A 17043-nucleotide genomic window follows, 5' to 3' on the forward strand; every position below is an offset into this window, starting at 1 on the left:
AAAAGAAGTTTGACAACAGCGTGTCATACTTCTTCATAAGGTTTGAGTGCGTTTTGCAGATGCTCTTTGATGATGGCGCGCAGGGGGATGGGTTCGAGTACCTCGGCACCGCTGCCGAAGCTGAGCAGAATGGCCCATAACCAGCGTGCGCTGAGCGGCTGATATACCGGAATGCGCATCGTCATACTTCCGTCTTCGTGAAACTGTTTGTCCATCTGCTGAAACTGATCCAGCGCGTCGGCCAACGCCTCTGGCCTTACCCGGATCACTACATCCTCCAGCTGATTCTGCCGTGCGTGTTCTGAGGGAGCTGCCTCTTCCGGCACCTCCGGGTGCGGTTCGAAAGCTTCCCCGGTCAGCATCAAATTCATCAGCCGGGACAGGCGAAACTCGCGGTAAGCCTGACGGGTGCGGCAATATCCGTAAATGTACCAGTTACGGTATTTGAAATGAAGCCGCAGCGGCTCGATGTCACGGGCCGTACGTTCATTCATGGTGTCGATATAATCGAAGCGGATCACTATGCGCCCGGTGATGGCAGTCCGTATATGACGCAGCGCATCGGGTTCCGTCCGCAGGGTGTCGAAGTCTACGGACAGGCTCTGCGTCAGATGCTCCGGTCCAATGGTTTGTAGCCGTTCAATAGTCCCCTGAGCACGCCCGTCTTCAAACACGGTAGAAAGGCTGCGGAGCACGGTAATCAGGGCATTGACGTCATAAGTGCCGAGCAGGCTTTTATCCATTTTGTAGCCGTCCATCATACCATATCCGCCTTTCATCCCCTGATACGATACGACCGGGAAGCCCGCTGCACAGATTACATCGATATCCCGGTAGATAGTCCGCTGCGATACCTGGAACTCTTCAGCCAGCATAGCCGCAGACAACACCTCGTGATTCAAAAGCTTATAGATTATAGAGATCAGCCGTTCCAGTTTCATAGGTATACACCCCCGTCCATTGGTCCTATTTCCTTAAATATTGACGTTTTGTTAACAGTTTCGCAACATATTCTTTACGCTCAGCATACACAACCTAAGAGAACAGTTAATATCCGGCTTCTACAATGAGGATATTAGCAGAATATACCTATTGTAAAGACAAGCTAGATATGAAGGGATGATACTTTTGAAGGGGAACCTGCTGCACTTTTCGATGAAATGGAAGCTAATCTTAAGTTTCTCGGCAATTACGCTCATTTTTCTGGGCGTGGCTCTGTACCAAGGACATAAAATTAACCAGGTAGAGCTATCTATGGAACAGCAGAAGAGCGAAATGGAGAAAAGAATTACAGTCTCAACCATCACCCAGCTGCTGCAGGAGCAGAACCGTGCAGAGACTTTCTTCGCTGAATCCAGTGATTTGGAGCTGGCAGAGCCGTTACAGGAGAAACAGCAGCAGATATCGGCTGAACTGGCCAAGCTTGATTTTGAGCCGGATACGCCTGCGTTTACAATGCTTGGGCTTCTGGGCACCCAGGCTGGGGAATATGGGGAGTTCATTACGGAGCTGGCCGGGGTAATGTCGGATGAGACGCTTGATCCGCTGACTGTACTGGAACAGATTGATGTTATACATACGAAGGCACTTGCGCTGAATCAATCCATGCTTGAGACGAACGGGAAGCTGTATAAGGCAGCCGCCGACAATGCAGAGCAGGCGCAGACGGTTTCTTTTAACCTGCTGGATGATACGGTCTCAATCGTGGCCTATGCTGCAGGTGGAGTATTCCTGTTCATGCTGGTGCTGGCCTGGCTGCTGATCCGCTCGTTCCTGTCGCCGGTCGGCAAGCTGCAGGCTGCGCTCAGGCAAATTGCTGACGGGGATCTGCGGCAGCAGATCAACTCCCCGTATAATGATGAGCTGGGCCGGCTCAGCCATCATTTCGATCATATGGTGGGCAGAGTTCAGGGCATGCTGCGGCAGACCTTGTCTGCTGCGGGTTCGCTGGCTGACTATTCGCATTCTTTTCAGCAGTCATCGGCGATTACCGCGCATACGAACCGGGATATTGTCCGGACGATCCAGGAGATTTCGCTGGGTGCCGACCAGCAGGCTGTTCAGTCTGAGCAGAGTACGCTGCTGCTGGAGGAGCTGGCCCGCGGGGTTCAGGATATTACCGAGTATACGGATGTCATGCTGACGACAAGTGAAGCGGCTAACCGGAATACGCAGCAGGGTTCAGATACCGTTACTGCCCTGCGCCAGATTTCACAGCGTTCCCGGGTGTCCATCAGCAAGGTGTACGGGGCACTGGAGCAGCTTGTGAACCAGTCAAAGGATATTTCACGCATCACGAATTCAATCACGGAGATTTCGAAGCAGACGAATATTCTCTCGCTCAATGCAGCGATTGAGGCAGCGCGGGCCGGGGCATCGGGAAAAGGCTTCGCCGTTATTGCCGATGAAGTCAGACATTTATCCGTGCAGACGAATGATTCTTCCGTGCATATCAGCCGGATTATCCAGGAGCTTCAGGCCGGCATGGCCGATTTCCAGGGACATATGATGGAGACCCGGGAAAGTCTGGAGCAGCAGGATCATCAGGTGGCGGAGACACTGGCATCCTTCGAGGCGATCGATGAATCCATTGCGGGCATCAGCACACAGATCGGGCAGATTCACCAGAAGGTGGAACAGACCCGTACGATCAACTCACGCCTTGCCGAATCTGTGCATTCGGTAGCATCCGTGGCGGAGCAGACAGCGGCGGGGGTACAGGAAGTGAATGCCTCCAGCACTCAACAGGATCAGGCGATCAGCGATATTGCACGGCAGGCGGAGGAGATTCATGAAATCTCGCAGCGGCTGTTCCGGGAGATCAATGTGTTCAAAATTGCCGACACTGCCGTAGCAGGACCGGAAGAAGGAACGCTAAATGGGATAGCGGACGGGCCTGAGGCGGCAGTGGCTGACAATACAGCAGCAAAGGCTGAAGCGAAGATAGAAGCGAAAATAGAAGCGAAGAAAGCCGAGAAGGCAGAAGAGAATAAATTGGACGAGGCGCCAGAGAAGACTAGGAAGCAGACAGCAGAGAAGCCGGAACAACAGTCAGAAGCCAGAACGTTTGCGGAGACTGAGAAAAAGACCGGAGCCGGAGTTCACCGGCCTCAGTCTGGAGGAATACGGGAGACGGGGGAATCCTCAGCCGCAAACGGGCGGATTGAATCGGAGGCTGATTTACTGGTGCTGGCGAAGTGAATGATTCAGCGAAGTGACCAGCTCAGGGAACCACTCGGATAAAGACAGGAAGCTGAAGCCCGCGGAGCGGGCTTTTGCCGTATCCATGACCCATGATTCTTCAATGCCAAAGGGAGAGCTGTCCGAGTCTACGGTTTCCTGCCGGACCACGGCAGGTTTACCTGTTGCCGCTTCAACAATGGAGATAACCCCGCCGATGGTCAGTGTACCGTCCGAGCAGGCATTCACCGGACCCGTCAACGTGGAACTGCCCAGCCAGTGCAGGAAATCAGCGGCTTCATCGGAACGGATGAATGAGATCTCCGCTTGCGGGTTCGGGATGCCGATCGGCTGCCCTGCTTGTACATGCTCTATATGAAAATGCAGTCTGCGCGTATAGTCATCCGTGCCCAGCACAATCGGAAACCGCACCGCGGCCACCGGGAAGTCCGCCGTCTGCAGCAGAACGGTCTCGGCCAGTCTTTTGCCTTCCTGGTAACTGAAATCGGCCTTCCCGCCTAGCTTCAGCGGATAATGTACAGGATCGAAATCCGCTTCAGTCAAGATATCCGGCTGCGGATTATAGACAGACAGGCTTGAAGTCAGAATATACCGCTTCGACCGGCCGGCAAATATCCGCACCGCAGCCGCAGCCTCATCCGGTGAGAAACAAATATTATCGTAGACGATATCCCAGTCTATATCCCCTACAGCATGCTCCAGCGCAGTTTCATCAGTCCGGTCCACGGCCAGCCGGGTTACGCGGTCACCGAAATCATCCTCTGTTACACCGCGGGTCAGAATGGTTACCTGGCTGTCCCCGTTCTGGAGCAGCAGTTCCACCAGTCTTTTACCAAAAAACCGCGTTCCTCCGAGTACAAGTACCTTCTTCATTTGGCTACACTCCTAAAGTTTTGTGTGCGGGCTAAGATTCTAATGAATAAAGTTAAGCTGCCATCCGCAGCCCGGCATAGGTGCTGCTTCCATTCAGATAGGAGAAGCTTCCGCTTCCGGAATACAGGGCATGCACTGTGGTGGTGCTTACAGCAACAGTTACTTCTGCGGCAGTCGCCTGGCGGAGCAGCTCCAGCATCACCGGAATTTGACCCTGCTCATAGGCATGGGCCAGCGCCCTGAGATAAGCCCGGTAATCAGCATCCGGCGGAAGAGCGGGCCCCTCATTCTCAGCCAGTTCTTCCCGGACCCTGGATAAGGCCAGGCGTGCCCGGTGCAGAGCCGCCTTGACTGCCCCTTCGGTAGTGCTTAAGGCTCCGGCTGTCTCGGCGGCTGAATATCCCAGAACATCACGGAGTACGAAGGCGGTCCGCTGCAATGGGGAGAGATGCTTGATCAAGGCCTGAAAGGCCAGTTCGATTTCGGTGCGATCTCCTTGCGCAGCCGGTGTAAGGGCTGAATCTGCCGGGGGTTCTGAACGTTCAAGCGCACGGATCAGGGAGCCTTTGCGCCGTGAGGCATCAATCCACGTATTCTTGGCAATCCGCAGCAACAGGGCTTCAGGATTGGGGCTCAAAGTGAACTTGCTGTATCCGAGTGCCTTGGTCCAGGTCTCCTGGGCTAGATCTTCAGCGTCGAAGGCGGAACGGGTCAGCGATAGGCAATACCGGTGCAGCGCAGTCCCCAGCTCCTGCAGACTCTGCTTTTCCATATCCGCCCTGTCCGGCATACGGTGATGTTCAAGAATTGTCATCTTGGCCCTCTCCTTTGTGCTTTTTGTTATGTTCTTGAATTCATTTTATATAGTTATTGCTTCTATTATATAAACGAACGGCACATTGTAAAAGATACGCTATCCTTGTATACCCGCCGAATTTCGCATACCCGTATCTTTAAGCTTCCCTGGTCCGTCTACAGGATATATACACTAAGACAGATCAGAGGAGGCACAAGCTAATGAGTATTATACCTTATGTCATTGAACAGACTTCCAGAGGCGAACGGTCCTACGATATTTATTCCCGGCTGCTGAAGGACCGGATTGTGTTCGTGGGTGCGGCAATCGATGACGGGCTGGCCAACAGCATTATTGCCCAGCTGCTGTTCCTGGCGGCAGATGAGCCGGACAAGGATATCCAGATGTTCATCAACAGCCCCGGGGGCTCGACTACCGCCGGCTTTGGTATTTATGATACGATGCAGGTAATCAAACCGCAGGTGAATACGATTTGCACCGGTTTTGCGGCTTCCTTCGCTTCGCTGCTGCTGCTGGCAGGAGCTACGGGCAAAAGATCCGCACTGCCGAACAGCGAGATCATGATCCATCAGCCGCATGGCGGTGCACAGGGCCAAGCCAGTGATATCGCCATCAGCGCAAGACGAATTCTGCAAATCCGGCACAAGATAGTCCAGATTACGGCGGAACGTACCGGCCAGCCGGCGGAGAAGGTGGAGAAGGACATGGACCGTGATTATTTCATGTCAGCTGAGGAAGCACTGGAATACGGGATCATCGACACGATTATTACCCATCTGTAGACGAAGGAGCGGATTAAGATGTTATCAGCGTTGAAAGGGCAGGAAGTAACGATTCATTTTTTGGATGGAACCAGTGTCAGAGGAGGGGTTCTGGAGGAGCTGGATGAGAGGTTCGTGAAGTACAGCACGGAGTTCCAGACCCTCTACATTCCAATCACCTCCATCCGCGCCGTAGACGTGCAGACCAAAGAACGGGAACGGCCGCGTGTCGGTTTCGGGCAGTAGACAGTACATCCTGGTAAAAGCAATCTAAACCCCCGGTTCTCCGCTATGAGGGAGATCCGGGGGTTTTGGGTTTGGAATAGTGCAGCTGTTGCTGCTGATATTCGGTCTTAATATCCGTTATATGCGGATACCATTACCGGAATCAGAAGTCCGTAAGGCTGAAGCTGGTGAAGTATTCATTCACCGCGGAAGCGGAGAGGGAAGCCGCTATCTCGGGGGCAGTGAGAAGGCAGGGGCCAGGCGGTGCACACCCTTGGGAGTATATCCAAGCGATGAGCTTACGCCGCACAGGTCAGCCAGCAGATAGAGGATACTCAGCCACATTTCGGTTCCCTGCAGACCCGTGTCCTGCTGCTGTGATAACTGGAAGGCGAAGCCGCGCTGCGGAACCCAGAATTTAAGCACTTCGCTGAGCATATTCTCCGCCCAGCTGCGGATCTCTGCACGGCGGTAATCGGTCTGCTTCAGGCAGATCCAGAGCGGATGGACCACATCCAGCACGTTGCAGGCGTTAAGCACCTCTGCACGGAAGAACCGGCGGTCCCTGCTGTGGGCCAGCACGGTATCGATGCTGCGCTCCGGATACGGCAGAGGAAGGCCGAACTGCGCATAGGTCGCGCGGGTGAGCCGGTAGAAACCGTTCACCGGCTGCAGCCAGCCCTCCTCTGCGGTAGGGAGGCCCCATAGGCCGGAGTCCTTGCGGCAATGGGTCGCCAGCCAGCCGAACAGATCATCCGGCCGTTTACGGGAGCCGAACGTCTTCAGGTTGTGGTACAGACCCGTGGCATAGCAGTCAATCCAGTCGCCGCCGCCCCAGGCATTGTGCTCCCACGGCAGATCATTCAGATATGGATACAACGCAGCGGTCTCCATATTCTCAGCAACGGTAACCGGATGGGGCAGGGCAGAACCGAGCACCTCCAGCGCGTACCCTACAGCGAGAAGATGATACCGGGAGAGGTGGTCGGTTAATAGCTCAGGGTGATCCTCCGGTCCGGGCGGAGACCAAGGGTCGGGCAGCAGTCCTGTCCCGGCATCCTGGAATCCCTGCAATACAGCGATAAGCTCTGCCCGCGTCCAGCCGGGAGGCAGGCTGCCGAACATCGCGGCAATCTCCACTGCATCGCAGTAAGCTCTAACCGTCCGCTTATATCCGGGCCGGTCGCGGAAGAATTTCTCTGCCTCCGTTGACTCTGAGTAGTACTCCAGCAGCGGGATCAGCTGGTCTCCTGCCAGCTTGCCGAAGTCAGCCAGCTGCTGTGAGAGCAGGCTATATGTCTCCAGCTCACCAGGAATCGGCTTCGCGCTTCTGCCGGTTTCCCAGCCAGTCAGCAGCGCTGCATCAGCCGCATCTGTACCCGTACCAGCTTTCACTGCTGCTCCTCCAGCTTGCGAATCCATTGTCATCCCTATATCCTCCTTTCGTTCACCTGCAGCGGCAATTGCTGTTGTATCCCCGGCCAGCCGGCTGCGGATTAGCCTGGCCGGATTGCCGCCCACAATACTGTAAGCGGGCACATCTTTGGTAACCACGGCACCGGCGGCGACAATGCTGTGCGAACCGATCTGCACACCGTCCAGAATAACGGTATTGGCTCCAATCCATACGTCGTCCCCGATGACAATCCCTTGGACAGTGCAAGGCTGGCGGAAGACCGGGATATCGGTGGAGGCGAATCCGTGATTGAACCCGTACATACTCGCATGTGAAGCAACTCTTACACCATTTCCCATGGTAATATCGCCTGACAGCACGCTGTAGCTGTTGAGTGAGCAATCGCTACCCATGATGAGCCGGGCACTGCGGACAATCGCTCCGCCGGCAATATAGCTCCGGTCGCCCATCTGAAGCTGATCCGGCAATACCACCGCCTGCGGCGAGACATAACAGGCTTCTCCAAAGGTATAGGAGTATTCAGCGCTTAGCTGCTGCTGGTATAAGATTTGCTCTTGCTGCTCCTGTGCGGAGGGGCCAATCCAGGGCATGTAATCGAGCGCCTTCCGTGAGGCGGAACGTTGTTCGGGCATCTCAGTCTCTCCTCTATAGCATAAGTCATTATTTCCTTAAGTGTAGCAGTAGAGGAAGGGAAGGGACATGGCATAAAGAGCACGACTAGCTTGTCAAAAACGCTTCAACATTTTATGCTGATCTCAGAGATGCTGCAGAAACGGGGGAGTCAGAGGATGGAGAAAATTGTGCAGAATCTGGCCATAGATATTCACTGGATTCACGATAAGATCACGTTCCCGGACTGGAGGGATATCCGCCAGAATATCAATGTGCACAGCTTCTACTGGATTCAGGAAGGTCAGGGGATCTTCCGTACGGACGAAGACTATCCGGTATCGCCGGGGATGCTGTTCTATCTGCCGCCTGGGCTGGCTTTGGACATGAGCTGCGGAAGGGAGGAGCCTCTGCGGATTACAATGATTCTGCTCTCGCTCTATACCTTGTCGCCTTCGGCGGATAATCAGGGCAGGATAGAGCCGCTGGATGTGCTGCCGCTGCAGTTCATGCTGAAGCCGGAGCGGGAACAGGGCAAGCAGCTTGGTCATTTGTTTCATAAAATTGCTGCGGATTGGGTCCCCGGAAGCACCGGGAGACAGCTGATGACCCAGTCCCTGCTCTATGAGCTCATGTACGAATTGCTGCAGGTTCAGGCGAATGCCCAGCTGGGCCGGGGGCAGGGCTTTGAGCTGTTTTTGCGGATCAAGAATGATATTGAACGCCGTTACAGTGAACCTTTGCTTATTCACGAGCTGGCGGTGCGTTACGGGATTTCCTCCTCGTATTTACGCAGTCTTTTTCAGCAATATCTGCATAGGAGCCCCAAAAGCTACTTAAGTGAAATCCGCTATGAGCATGCGGCGAAGCTGCTGCTGTACACCAGACTGACCTTGAAGGAGATTGCAGCAGCCTGCGGTTACAGCGACGAATTTCACTTCAGTAAAAGCTTCAAGCAACAGAACGGACAGCCGCCTTCTGCTATGCGGACTCTAGAGCACGGGAAGAGCGGATAATCCTTACCGGTTGGATTCCCTGCCAAGTGCCTTACTGTTTATAGTTCTCCGCTCCCGGGACAATTTCAATATTAGTGATTAGATCATTGGCAACAGTAAAGAAATAATAAAACAGCTGAGGACTACCCGGGAAGATACCACTGGTTAATGAACTTACAATGATTATCCCGTGTTTATACTCCACTTCAATAACGTTGGATTTCAATTCATATCCGATAGATTTTCCACGCCATTCTTTAATAGCTTCAATTCCATTGAAATGATTGTTTTCACCGCTATCGTGGATGTGTGCATCTTTTGCCATGCAGACATCTATGACCGTAGTATCATTGGTGTTTAACGAATCCATATATATTTCAACAGGTTGCGGTAGTTGTTTTGACATTGTGTTACCTCCTTTTTTTTATATCCTAACATGAGTAACTAGACTACTGTATGTCACATTACCTATTCACATTGCCAATGATTTTGCATTGAGCTGGGGATAACAAAGAGGCGTGCTGAGGTGAAGATTACGGCAAAGTTCTGCAAGCGGTACAATAGCTACAATGAGCCGAGACTTAACAATGAAACGCGCAATACTGTATAAATGGTTGACTGCACCCCTCAGAGCCCCATCTGCGGGGTTTATTTCTGCATACAGAGTATTGGATTACCAGCGTTACACATAATAACCTCATGGAGCTGCTGCCGGCAATTCCTGACGCAGCTTTGCCGGTCAAGCAGTTAGTGCTGCGCGAAAAAGGGGTAAGTTACTATAATGTGCGGTATTTGCAGCTTTATACAACCACTTGGAGGTGAGCAGATTTCATCGAAATAAAGAGGGCAAACTCAGCCGTTTCCACTTAATTTTAAAATAAATCGTATGAAGATTTCTTCTGCTGTGATACAATTATCCGGTTGGCCTTGTGCATGGTTAATCGTCCGGTGCTCCTGATGAGTCCGTGATTGAATGAAGCTAATAAGCGCAGGAAAACGAAGCTTTCCAGTGTATTACTGTGAATTACAGAGTATTAATGGAGAAATCGACAGATTTTACACGGAACATATCATTTTTTGTCGTTTTTTATTGATTTATTGAGAAGGTTTCTGTATAATCAGCCTTGTTGATTTTTCATAGGATGTAGCCTGTTCAGCTTGATGAAACGAAACGACTGACAACGAAACGGATCCAGAGCAGCAAGGCTAATAACTAATAACTTAAGCAAAATTAGGGGGTTATTAATTTGGGAAAAGCGTTAATTATTGGCGCTGGCGGTGTAGCGAGCGTTGTTGTTCATAAATGCTGCCAGAACCCGGATGTATTCGAAGAGATCTGCATTGCCAGCCGTACGGTGTCAAAATGCGATGCTCTGAAGGAGAAACTGGACGGGGGCCTGACGAAGATTTCTACGGCCAAGCTCGATGCTGACAACACGGAAGAAGTCATTGAACTGATCAAGAGCTTCCAGCCGGATGTCGTGATTAATGTCGCTCTCCCATACCAGGATCTGACGATCATGGATGCCTGCCTGGCTACCGGAGTGCATTATGTAGATACAGCTAACTACGAACCGCAGGATACCGCGAAATTCGAATATTCCTGGCAGTGGGCATACAAGGAAAGATTCGAGAAGGCCGGAATTACGGCGCTGCTCGGCAGCGGATTTGACCCAGGCGTAACCGGTGTATTCACGGCTTATGCACAGAAGCACTATTTTGACGAAATTCATACGATTGATATTGTGGATGCGAACGCGGGCGACCATGGTTATCCGTTTGCAACTAACTTCAATCCTGAAATCAATATCCGCGAAATTACAGCGAACGGACGTTACTTCGAGAATGGCGAGTGGATTGAAACGGCACCGCTGTCCGAGAAAAAAGTATACGATCTCCCGGAGATCGGTCCGAAAGATATCTATCTTTTGTACCATGAAGAGCTGGAATCCCTGGCTGTTAATATCCCTGGCGTGAAAAAAATCCGCTTCTGGATGACCTTCTCGCAGAACTATCTGACTCACCTCAAGGTGCTTGAGAATGTTGGCATGACCTCGATCGAACCGATCAATTATGAAGGTAAAGAGATCATTCCGTTGCAGTTCCTGAAGGCGATTCTGCCTGACCCGGCTTCCCTGGGACCAAGAACCAAAGGTAAAACGAACATCGGAAACATCATTCAGGGCGTGAAAGACGGCCAGCCTAAAACTTATTATGTCTACAATGTCTGCGATCACGAAGAGTGCTACAGAGAGGTTGGCTCCCAGGCCATTTCCTATACTACCGGCGTTCCTGCAATGATCGGGGCTATGATGATTATCAAAGGCATCTGGAACAAACCGGGCGTACACAACATCGAAGAATTCGATCCGGATCCATTCATGGATGCACTTAACAAACACGGGCTGCCTTGGCAAGAAGATTTCTCGCCGACGTTGCTGGATTAGGGCTTAAGTCATGAAGGATAAAGATATAGATATTGATATCAGCTCGCTGCCGTCCCCTGCCTATCTGGTAGATGAACGCCTGCTGACGAAGAACCTGGAAACTCTGAACTACGTGCAGGAGCGCAGCGGGGCGAAGATTCTTTTGGCACAAAAAGGCTTCTCCATGCATTCCATGTACCCACTGGTGGGTAAATACCTGCATGGCGTAACTTCCAGCTCCTTGTTCGAAGCCCGCCTGGGCTTCGAGGAAATGGGCAAAGAGGTCCATGTTTATGCACCGGCTTATGTAGACCGCGAGTTCGATGAGCTGCTCGGCTACACCGACCACATTGTGTTCAACTCGTTTGATCAATGGAGCCGGTTCAAGGAACGGGTGCAGAACGCACCGAAGAAGATCAGCTGCGGCATCCGCGTCAATCCGGAGTACTCCGAGATTGAAGTGCCGCTGTATGATCCTTGCTACAACTACTCCCGTATGGGCGTAACCCTGCCGAACTTCCGGCCGGAAGAGCTGGACGGAATCGACGGGCTGCATTTCCATACCATGTGTGAACAGAACTCGGATACCCTGGAGCGTACGCTTAAGGTTGTGGAAGAGAAGTTCGGCCAGTATCTGCACGGCATGAAATGGCTGAACTTCGGCGGCGGGCATCACATTACCCGTCCCGACTATGATCTGGAGACACTGATCAAGTGTATCCTGCATATGAAGGAAACGTATAATGTCGAGATCTATCTGGAGCCGGGCGAAGCAATTGCCCTTAACACCGGTTACCTGGTCGCGACTGTACTCGACACAATGCATAACGGTATGGATATCGCGATTCTCGATACCTCGGCCGAATGCCATATGCCGGATGTGCTGGCGATGCCGTACCGTCCGGGCATCATCGGTGCCGGAATGCCGGGCGAATTCGCCCACACGTACAGACTCGGCGGCATGACTTGCCTGGCAGGGGATGTTATCGGGGATTATTCCTTCCCGGAGCCGCTGAAATACGGTGACAAGCTCATCTTCCTCGACATGGCGCATTATTCCATGGTGAAGAACCATATGTTCAACGGCGTGAACCTGCCGGCCATCGCTTCCTACAATGAGGAAGAAGGCATCAAGGTCATCCGCGAGTTCGAATATAGTGATTTTAGTGGCCGTTTATCTTAAGTAAGTATAGAAGCGCTCCTTCAGCTGCGGCTGATGGGGCGCTTTTTTGCGCGATTTAGGAAACTTCCGGGCTCTTTTGTTCGCTGCTGCTACTTGTAAGGAATAGTTAAATACATTTGTTACATTGTCCTTAGTCTGGATCAGGCGTAGCATTATACGTATAATGGCTTGAACGTGAAGGGAGTGAGCGGCATGAAACGCCGGGTTATACGATTGATTTACTGCTGCAGAGATAGTGAGAGGGATGACAGAGGAAGAAATAAATGACGAACATATAAGGGAGCTGCCGCTAAGCGTGCTTAAATTAGAATATCTACACAATAATGAGGAACTGGCATCGATGCTGCTGGGAAATTGGGAATTCGATCCGGAGTCGCTGCATTTGTTCCAGTATTACAGGATCTCCTCCAACGCGGTGTATCCGTTCGAGAATGCCGGGGAGAACCAACTGCTGCGATTTGCACCAGCGGCTGAGAAGCGGAAGGATAATGTGCGGGCAGAGCTTGAGTTCATTGCTTACTTGCGGGAGTGCGGGTATGGCGTGCTGGAAGCTGTAGCCTCGAACACAGGTGAGAAGCTTGTGGAAGCTGATACCCCATGGGGGGCATACTATGCTTCCGTATTCAAGCGGGTAGGAGGGGTACAGCTGGGCAGCACAGAGTTGAGCGATCATATCCTATACAAATATGGCGAAGCGCTGGGCCAGCTTCATCAACTGTCTAGCGAATATACGCCGGTTGAGGCGGCGAGATGGTCCCATAAGGATGTACTGGAGTGGATGTTGAGCGTGCTGGCTGAGTTTCCCTGGGAAGAGGCAGCCGTGGCCGAGGCAAGGCTGTTAATTGAATATTTTTCCGGGCAGCCGGTCACGACTAAGAATTACGGGCTAACCCATTATGACTTTGAACTCGACAATGTGTTCTATGATGAGGGCACGGATACCATCAGCGCTATCGATTTCGATGACGCGATGTACCACTGGTATGCAGCCGATATCGAGCAGGCGCTGGACAGTCTGCGGATCTTGAGATCCGCTGCCGAACAAAGCGAGCATGAACCGGAGTGGCTTATCACGCTGCGGAGCCGGCTGGCAGGTGCCTGTGCGGCCAAGGCTTCGCGGTTTAGCGGACCGATCAGGTGAATAATATACCGGATTAGACGTGTTTTATTTCTAAGGTAGAAGAAATTCTGTCCGTATCATTCTTCTAATCAAATTTTAACTGAAGCGAATCACAAATTGGCCTATAGCCTATCTTTTGGTAGATGTTATTAGATATGGGATTTGCTAAGTCCGTATATAAAACGCACTTCGTAAATCCTGTATCCAATGCAAGCTGGCTGATTTGAGCCACAATTGAAGTAGCGTAACCCTTTCCACGCTCATATGGAGGGGTATATACAAATGCCACGCCAATAGCCGTCTGCATTACCCTTGTATATCCTGCCATAGAAACGGGTATCCCGTTGTCCTCTAAAATATAGATTTTTTTCGATGCTATCCGGTAGAGGTAAGGGTCTGCATCTTGCGGGATGGACATTTCTGTTTTGCCATAGCTCCCCGCTGCATAAAATGCTTCAGCCCAGTATGGGAAAAAGTGAATATCCTTTTCATCCAGCAATCGAACGATACCAACTTTTTGAATGTCTGGGTTTACTGCCGTAAGTTCATATATACGCTGGCTCATGGTTGTTTTAAAGGTTATTCCCTTGCGCAAGGTATATTCTTTGGCAAAATACTCTGCCAAGGTTTTTTCGGTTGTCACCCCTGGAATTTCCCGGTCTTTCAACCCATCTATCAGACAGTTTATAGCTTCCGGGTTAATTATGTTGTCTGATGCATAAAGCGTAATATTGTGTGGCGGTGTCATTATGGCGGTAAGTTGTATGCCCTTAGCATCCGAAATCGTTGCCATAAGCCAATTTACAGGGTCACGCCAGTCTGTTTTGTCTTTTCCTTCATGCCCAATTATGATATTGCCAAGAGGAATCAAATTTTGTGCTTCATGACGCATCAGTACATCATAGGTATCATTGTAAAACTCATGCACATCCGTATACAACTTGAATTGCATTGCAATACCACCCTTTCATCTGCTCAATATTTTTCCGGATTTTTCGAACTAACTTAAAACCTTAATTAGAGCGTCTCAACCAATTTCTGAATTTTTGAGCGGGAAATTAAATATACAGGACCCATTATTTCTATATTGCCGTCCTTTACACGTATAGCGCTCTCCTGTTCTGCCGCATAAACATCAATCTCCTCAGACAAGGGGAACAGGTAGCCTTGAACAAAAGTGGCGTAGTTGCGCTGGGAATGAGATTCGTAGGCAAAATGATCAAAGCCAATACCATCATAAATAGTACTTGTTTCAACTTCATCAGTGTTATTCATGCTTAACCATTGTGCAGCCATGTTTAACGCACCGGCGCTGGCACCCATTATAACGGCATTGCTGTTCTTAATAACATCCGATAATTCATATTCCGCCAAAAAATCGTTCTGCAAAACAGGATAACCACCGCATAAAAAAATGACAGAAGCGTTCTGAATGAATCGCCGGGCATCTTCCTTCTGCATGCGGTAATCAATGAAATGATATTCATTAAAAATAAGGTTAGCCTGATAGAGCCATGTCCATTCAGAAATATCATCAAAGTTAATTTGCTCACCTGTATAACCAGACGGATCAGCGCTAATCATAACAAGCGATTGTCTGTCTCCTATATCCTCATGCAAACAATGGACCAGCTTCTCTGGGAAAAAATTATTAAACCAACTGAAATAGTAGTGAGTACTCAAACTTAATTACCTCCATATGTATTATTTACATAAATCCAACTCTAGACTACCATAACATGGAATTGAAGTATTAGGAAAAATTCTGGTATATCCAAGAATAAGCGACTGCATTCAATCACCTATTCCGACCGTTGTTATGAATTATGAGAACACATTTACCCAGCCAGATCCCATTGACTATAGTCTAATCAGACTATACAATACAATTAGTCTAATTAGACTATAATAGTCATGTAATGGAGTGAAGCCTAAATGATAAAGTCATTTTTAATGCTGGGTCAGTCGAATATGGCGGGCCGTGGTTTTTTGCATGAAGTTGATCCTATCTATAATGAAAAAATAAAAATGCTGCGCAATGGACAGTGGCAGATGATGACAGAGCCGATTAATTACGACCGGCCGGTTTCCGGTGTTAGCCTGGCGGCGTCTTTTGCCGATGCCTGGTCGAAAGTAAGTCCCGATGAAGAAATGGGTTTGATTCCTTGTGCGGAAGGCGGCAGTTCCTTGAATGACTGGCATCCGGAAGGCATCCTATTTCAGCATGCGTTATCCGAAGCCCGCTTCGCCCTGCGGTCCAGTCAAATCTGCGGAATCCTGTGGCACCAGGGTGAGAGCGACAGTTACCGTTCGCTGCATGAAACTTATTACGAGAAGTTAACCCTTATCATCGAGACCTTAAGACACGAATTGAATCTTGATGGGGCGCCGTTGATCATAGGCGGACTTGGTGATTTCCTGGGGAAGACCGGTTTTGGACAGCACGCGAAAGAGTACCCGCAGGTTAATGAACAATTGCAGCACTTCGCTAACGGACAGCCCAATTGTTATTTTGTAACAGCGGCAAATTTGACCGCGAATCCTGATGGCATTCATATGAACGCGGTTTCGCAACGCATTTTCGGCTACCGCTATTTCGAGGCTTTTTCGAAAAAATGTCATGTTATGGAACCCCTCCCGGGGGAGGAGCAGTCACTGAAAGTAGAGCGCGACTATTCAAAAACTGAGCAGATGTACCTTCATAGTCTGGATTTGGCTTCTGGTAAAATCACATACGCGGAATTCGAGGCGAAGATGGTGAAGGTGATGCAGCCTTGATCCCCTTGCTGATCCTTGGCTTGCTCATCCAAAACCCCGGCGCTCACGGGTACGAACTACTGGCTTTAATGGAAAGACGCCATTACAAATACATTGTAAACTTCACGAAGGGTTCGTTTTATTACAATCTGCAGCAGCTTGAAGAGAAAGGCTGGATTGAACAGATTCTGCAGAATCCTTCAACCAGCGGGCGCGAAAGCCGGAACTTTAACATCACCGGAGCGGGAAGGGCTGAATTCGATAAATTAATGGTCACATACGGCACCAAATCGGAATATGTGAACCTGCAATTTTATGGGGCGCTGCTCTTTGCCGATGAATACGACAAAACCAAATTGCTGGAACTGATTCAATCGCAGATCGATCTGACGATAACCCGAATCTCCCGCCTTGAGGAATACTTGTCTGGCACACAAGAACTTCCCGGCACCATCGATTACTACCGCCGTATGAACGAAAATTCCCGTTCCCATCACTTGGTTAACTTAGCGTGGTTTGAACAATTGAAAGCAGAAATAGGGGGATCTGTTGCAGACAAAAAAGAAAGCTAATCACCTTATGATACATCAAAGAAAACGGGCTATCCTCCAGAAGAACTGAGAGATAGCCCGTTTGCTCTTTTTATCAGGTAAATACCT

The 17043-nt window shown here is 50.4% G+C and carries 15 protein-coding genes and 1 pseudogene; 9 read left to right on the top strand and 7 right to left on the bottom strand.

Features of this window, described 5'->3' with window-relative positions; translation table 11 throughout:
• Window positions 1-23: 23 nt before the first annotated feature.
• Entirely contained in the window at window positions 24-941 is a 918-nt protein-coding gene (locus R50912_RS11190; RefSeq protein ID WP_042234835.1) for a helix-turn-helix transcriptional regulator, read from the bottom strand.
• 187 nt (window positions 942-1128) lie between these two features.
• On the opposite strand from R50912_RS11190, the gene R50912_RS11195 reads away from it, so the two are divergent.
• A complete protein-coding gene (locus R50912_RS11195; protein ID WP_042234837.1) occupies window positions 1129-3201 on the top strand; it encodes a methyl-accepting chemotaxis protein in 2073 nt (690 codons plus the stop codon).
• Here the strand turns inward: R50912_RS11195 and R50912_RS11200 are convergent.
• Both R50912_RS11200 and R50912_RS11205 read right to left on the bottom strand, forming a co-directional pair.
• Window positions 3181-4074 (bottom strand): NAD-dependent epimerase/dehydratase family protein, encoded by an 894-nt coding sequence (locus tag R50912_RS11200; protein WP_042234839.1) that lies wholly within the window; start codon window positions 4072-4074, stop codon window positions 3181-3183. The two genes, R50912_RS11195 and R50912_RS11200, sit on opposite strands and share 21 nt — an antisense overlap.
• 52 nt (window positions 4075-4126) lie before the next feature.
• Window positions 4127-4888 (bottom strand): RNA polymerase sigma factor, encoded by a 762-nt coding sequence (locus R50912_RS11205; protein WP_052416224.1) that lies wholly within the window; start codon window positions 4886-4888, stop codon window positions 4127-4129.
• A 167-nt stretch (window positions 4889-5055) separates the two neighbouring features.
• Between R50912_RS11205 and clpP the strand changes: the two genes are divergently transcribed.
• Both clpP and R50912_RS11215 read left to right on the top strand, forming a co-directional pair.
• A complete protein-coding gene (gene clpP, locus R50912_RS11210; RefSeq protein WP_269322108.1) occupies window positions 5056-5673 on the top strand; it encodes an ATP-dependent Clp endopeptidase proteolytic subunit ClpP in 618 nt (205 codons plus the stop codon).
• Window positions 5674-5691: 18 nt separating this feature from the next.
• Window positions 5692-5898, top strand: coding sequence for a hypothetical protein (locus R50912_RS11215; protein WP_039303983.1), 207 nt, complete (start codon window positions 5692-5694; stop codon window positions 5896-5898).
• Between the two features lie 1464 nt (window positions 5899-7362).
• Here the strand turns inward: R50912_RS11215 and R50912_RS36435 are convergent.
• Window positions 7363-7521, bottom strand: a pseudogene (locus R50912_RS36435) (DapH/DapD/GlmU-related protein); the annotation flags it as partial.
• Window positions 7522-8082: 561 nt separating this feature from the next.
• Here R50912_RS36435 and R50912_RS11225 point away from each other — a divergent pair.
• The gene (locus tag R50912_RS11225; RefSeq protein WP_197073069.1) at window positions 8083-8919 is read left to right on the top strand and encodes a helix-turn-helix transcriptional regulator; all 837 of its coding nucleotides are present in this window, start codon (window positions 8083-8085) and stop codon (window positions 8917-8919) included.
• A 31-nt stretch (window positions 8920-8950) separates the two neighbouring features.
• Here R50912_RS11225 and R50912_RS11230 read toward each other — a convergent pair whose 3' ends face one another.
• Window positions 8951-9304 (bottom strand): hypothetical protein, encoded by a 354-nt coding sequence (locus tag R50912_RS11230; protein ID WP_042234846.1) that lies wholly within the window; start codon window positions 9302-9304, stop codon window positions 8951-8953.
• Between the two features lie 841 nt (window positions 9305-10145).
• Between R50912_RS11230 and R50912_RS11235 the strand changes: the two genes are divergently transcribed.
• The 3 genes from R50912_RS11235 to R50912_RS11245 all read left to right on the top strand — a co-directional run bounded on the left by R50912_RS11235 (window position 10146) and on the right by R50912_RS11245 (window position 13648).
• Window positions 10146-11345 carry a saccharopine dehydrogenase family protein gene (locus tag R50912_RS11235; RefSeq protein WP_042234847.1) on the top strand — a complete coding sequence of 400 codons (1200 nt, stop codon included), beginning with the start codon at window positions 10146-10148 and terminating at the stop codon, window positions 11343-11345.
• A 25-nt stretch (window positions 11346-11370) separates the two neighbouring features.
• The gene (gene nspC, locus R50912_RS11240; protein WP_156123465.1) at window positions 11371-12507 is read left to right on the top strand and encodes a carboxynorspermidine decarboxylase; all 1137 of its coding nucleotides are present in this window, start codon (window positions 11371-11373) and stop codon (window positions 12505-12507) included.
• Between the two features lie 295 nt (window positions 12508-12802).
• Window positions 12803-13648 carry a phosphotransferase enzyme family protein gene (locus R50912_RS11245; protein WP_042242136.1) on the top strand — a complete coding sequence of 282 codons (846 nt, stop codon included), beginning with the start codon at window positions 12803-12805 and terminating at the stop codon, window positions 13646-13648.
• Window positions 13649-13712: 64 nt separating this feature from the next.
• Here the strand turns inward: R50912_RS11245 and R50912_RS11250 are convergent, their stop codons facing one another.
• Both R50912_RS11250 and R50912_RS11255 read right to left on the bottom strand, forming a co-directional pair.
• Window positions 13713-14579 (bottom strand): GNAT family N-acetyltransferase, encoded by an 867-nt coding sequence (locus R50912_RS11250; RefSeq protein WP_042234852.1) that lies wholly within the window; start codon window positions 14577-14579, stop codon window positions 13713-13715.
• 65 nt (window positions 14580-14644) lie between these two features.
• Entirely contained in the window at window positions 14645-15310 is a 666-nt protein-coding gene (locus tag R50912_RS11255) for a Type 1 glutamine amidotransferase-like domain-containing protein (protein ID WP_042234855.1), read from the bottom strand.
• A gap of 252 nt (window positions 15311-15562) precedes the next feature.
• On the opposite strand from R50912_RS11255, the gene R50912_RS11260 reads away from it, so the two are divergent.
• Window positions 15563-16405, top strand: coding sequence for a sialate O-acetylesterase (locus tag R50912_RS11260; protein WP_042234857.1), 843 nt, complete (start codon window positions 15563-15565; stop codon window positions 16403-16405).
• The gene (locus R50912_RS11265; protein ID WP_042234859.1) at window positions 16402-16956 is read left to right on the top strand and encodes a PadR family transcriptional regulator; all 555 of its coding nucleotides are present in this window, start codon (window positions 16402-16404) and stop codon (window positions 16954-16956) included. Before R50912_RS11260 ends, R50912_RS11265 begins: the two co-directional genes overlap by 4 nt.
• The last annotated feature ends 87 nt before the right edge of the window (window positions 16957-17043 follow it).

The sequence above is a fragment of the Paenibacillus sp. FSL R5-0912 genome, assembly GCF_000758605.1.
Taxonomy (GTDB): Bacteria; Bacillota; Bacilli; order Paenibacillales; family Paenibacillaceae; genus Paenibacillus_AQ.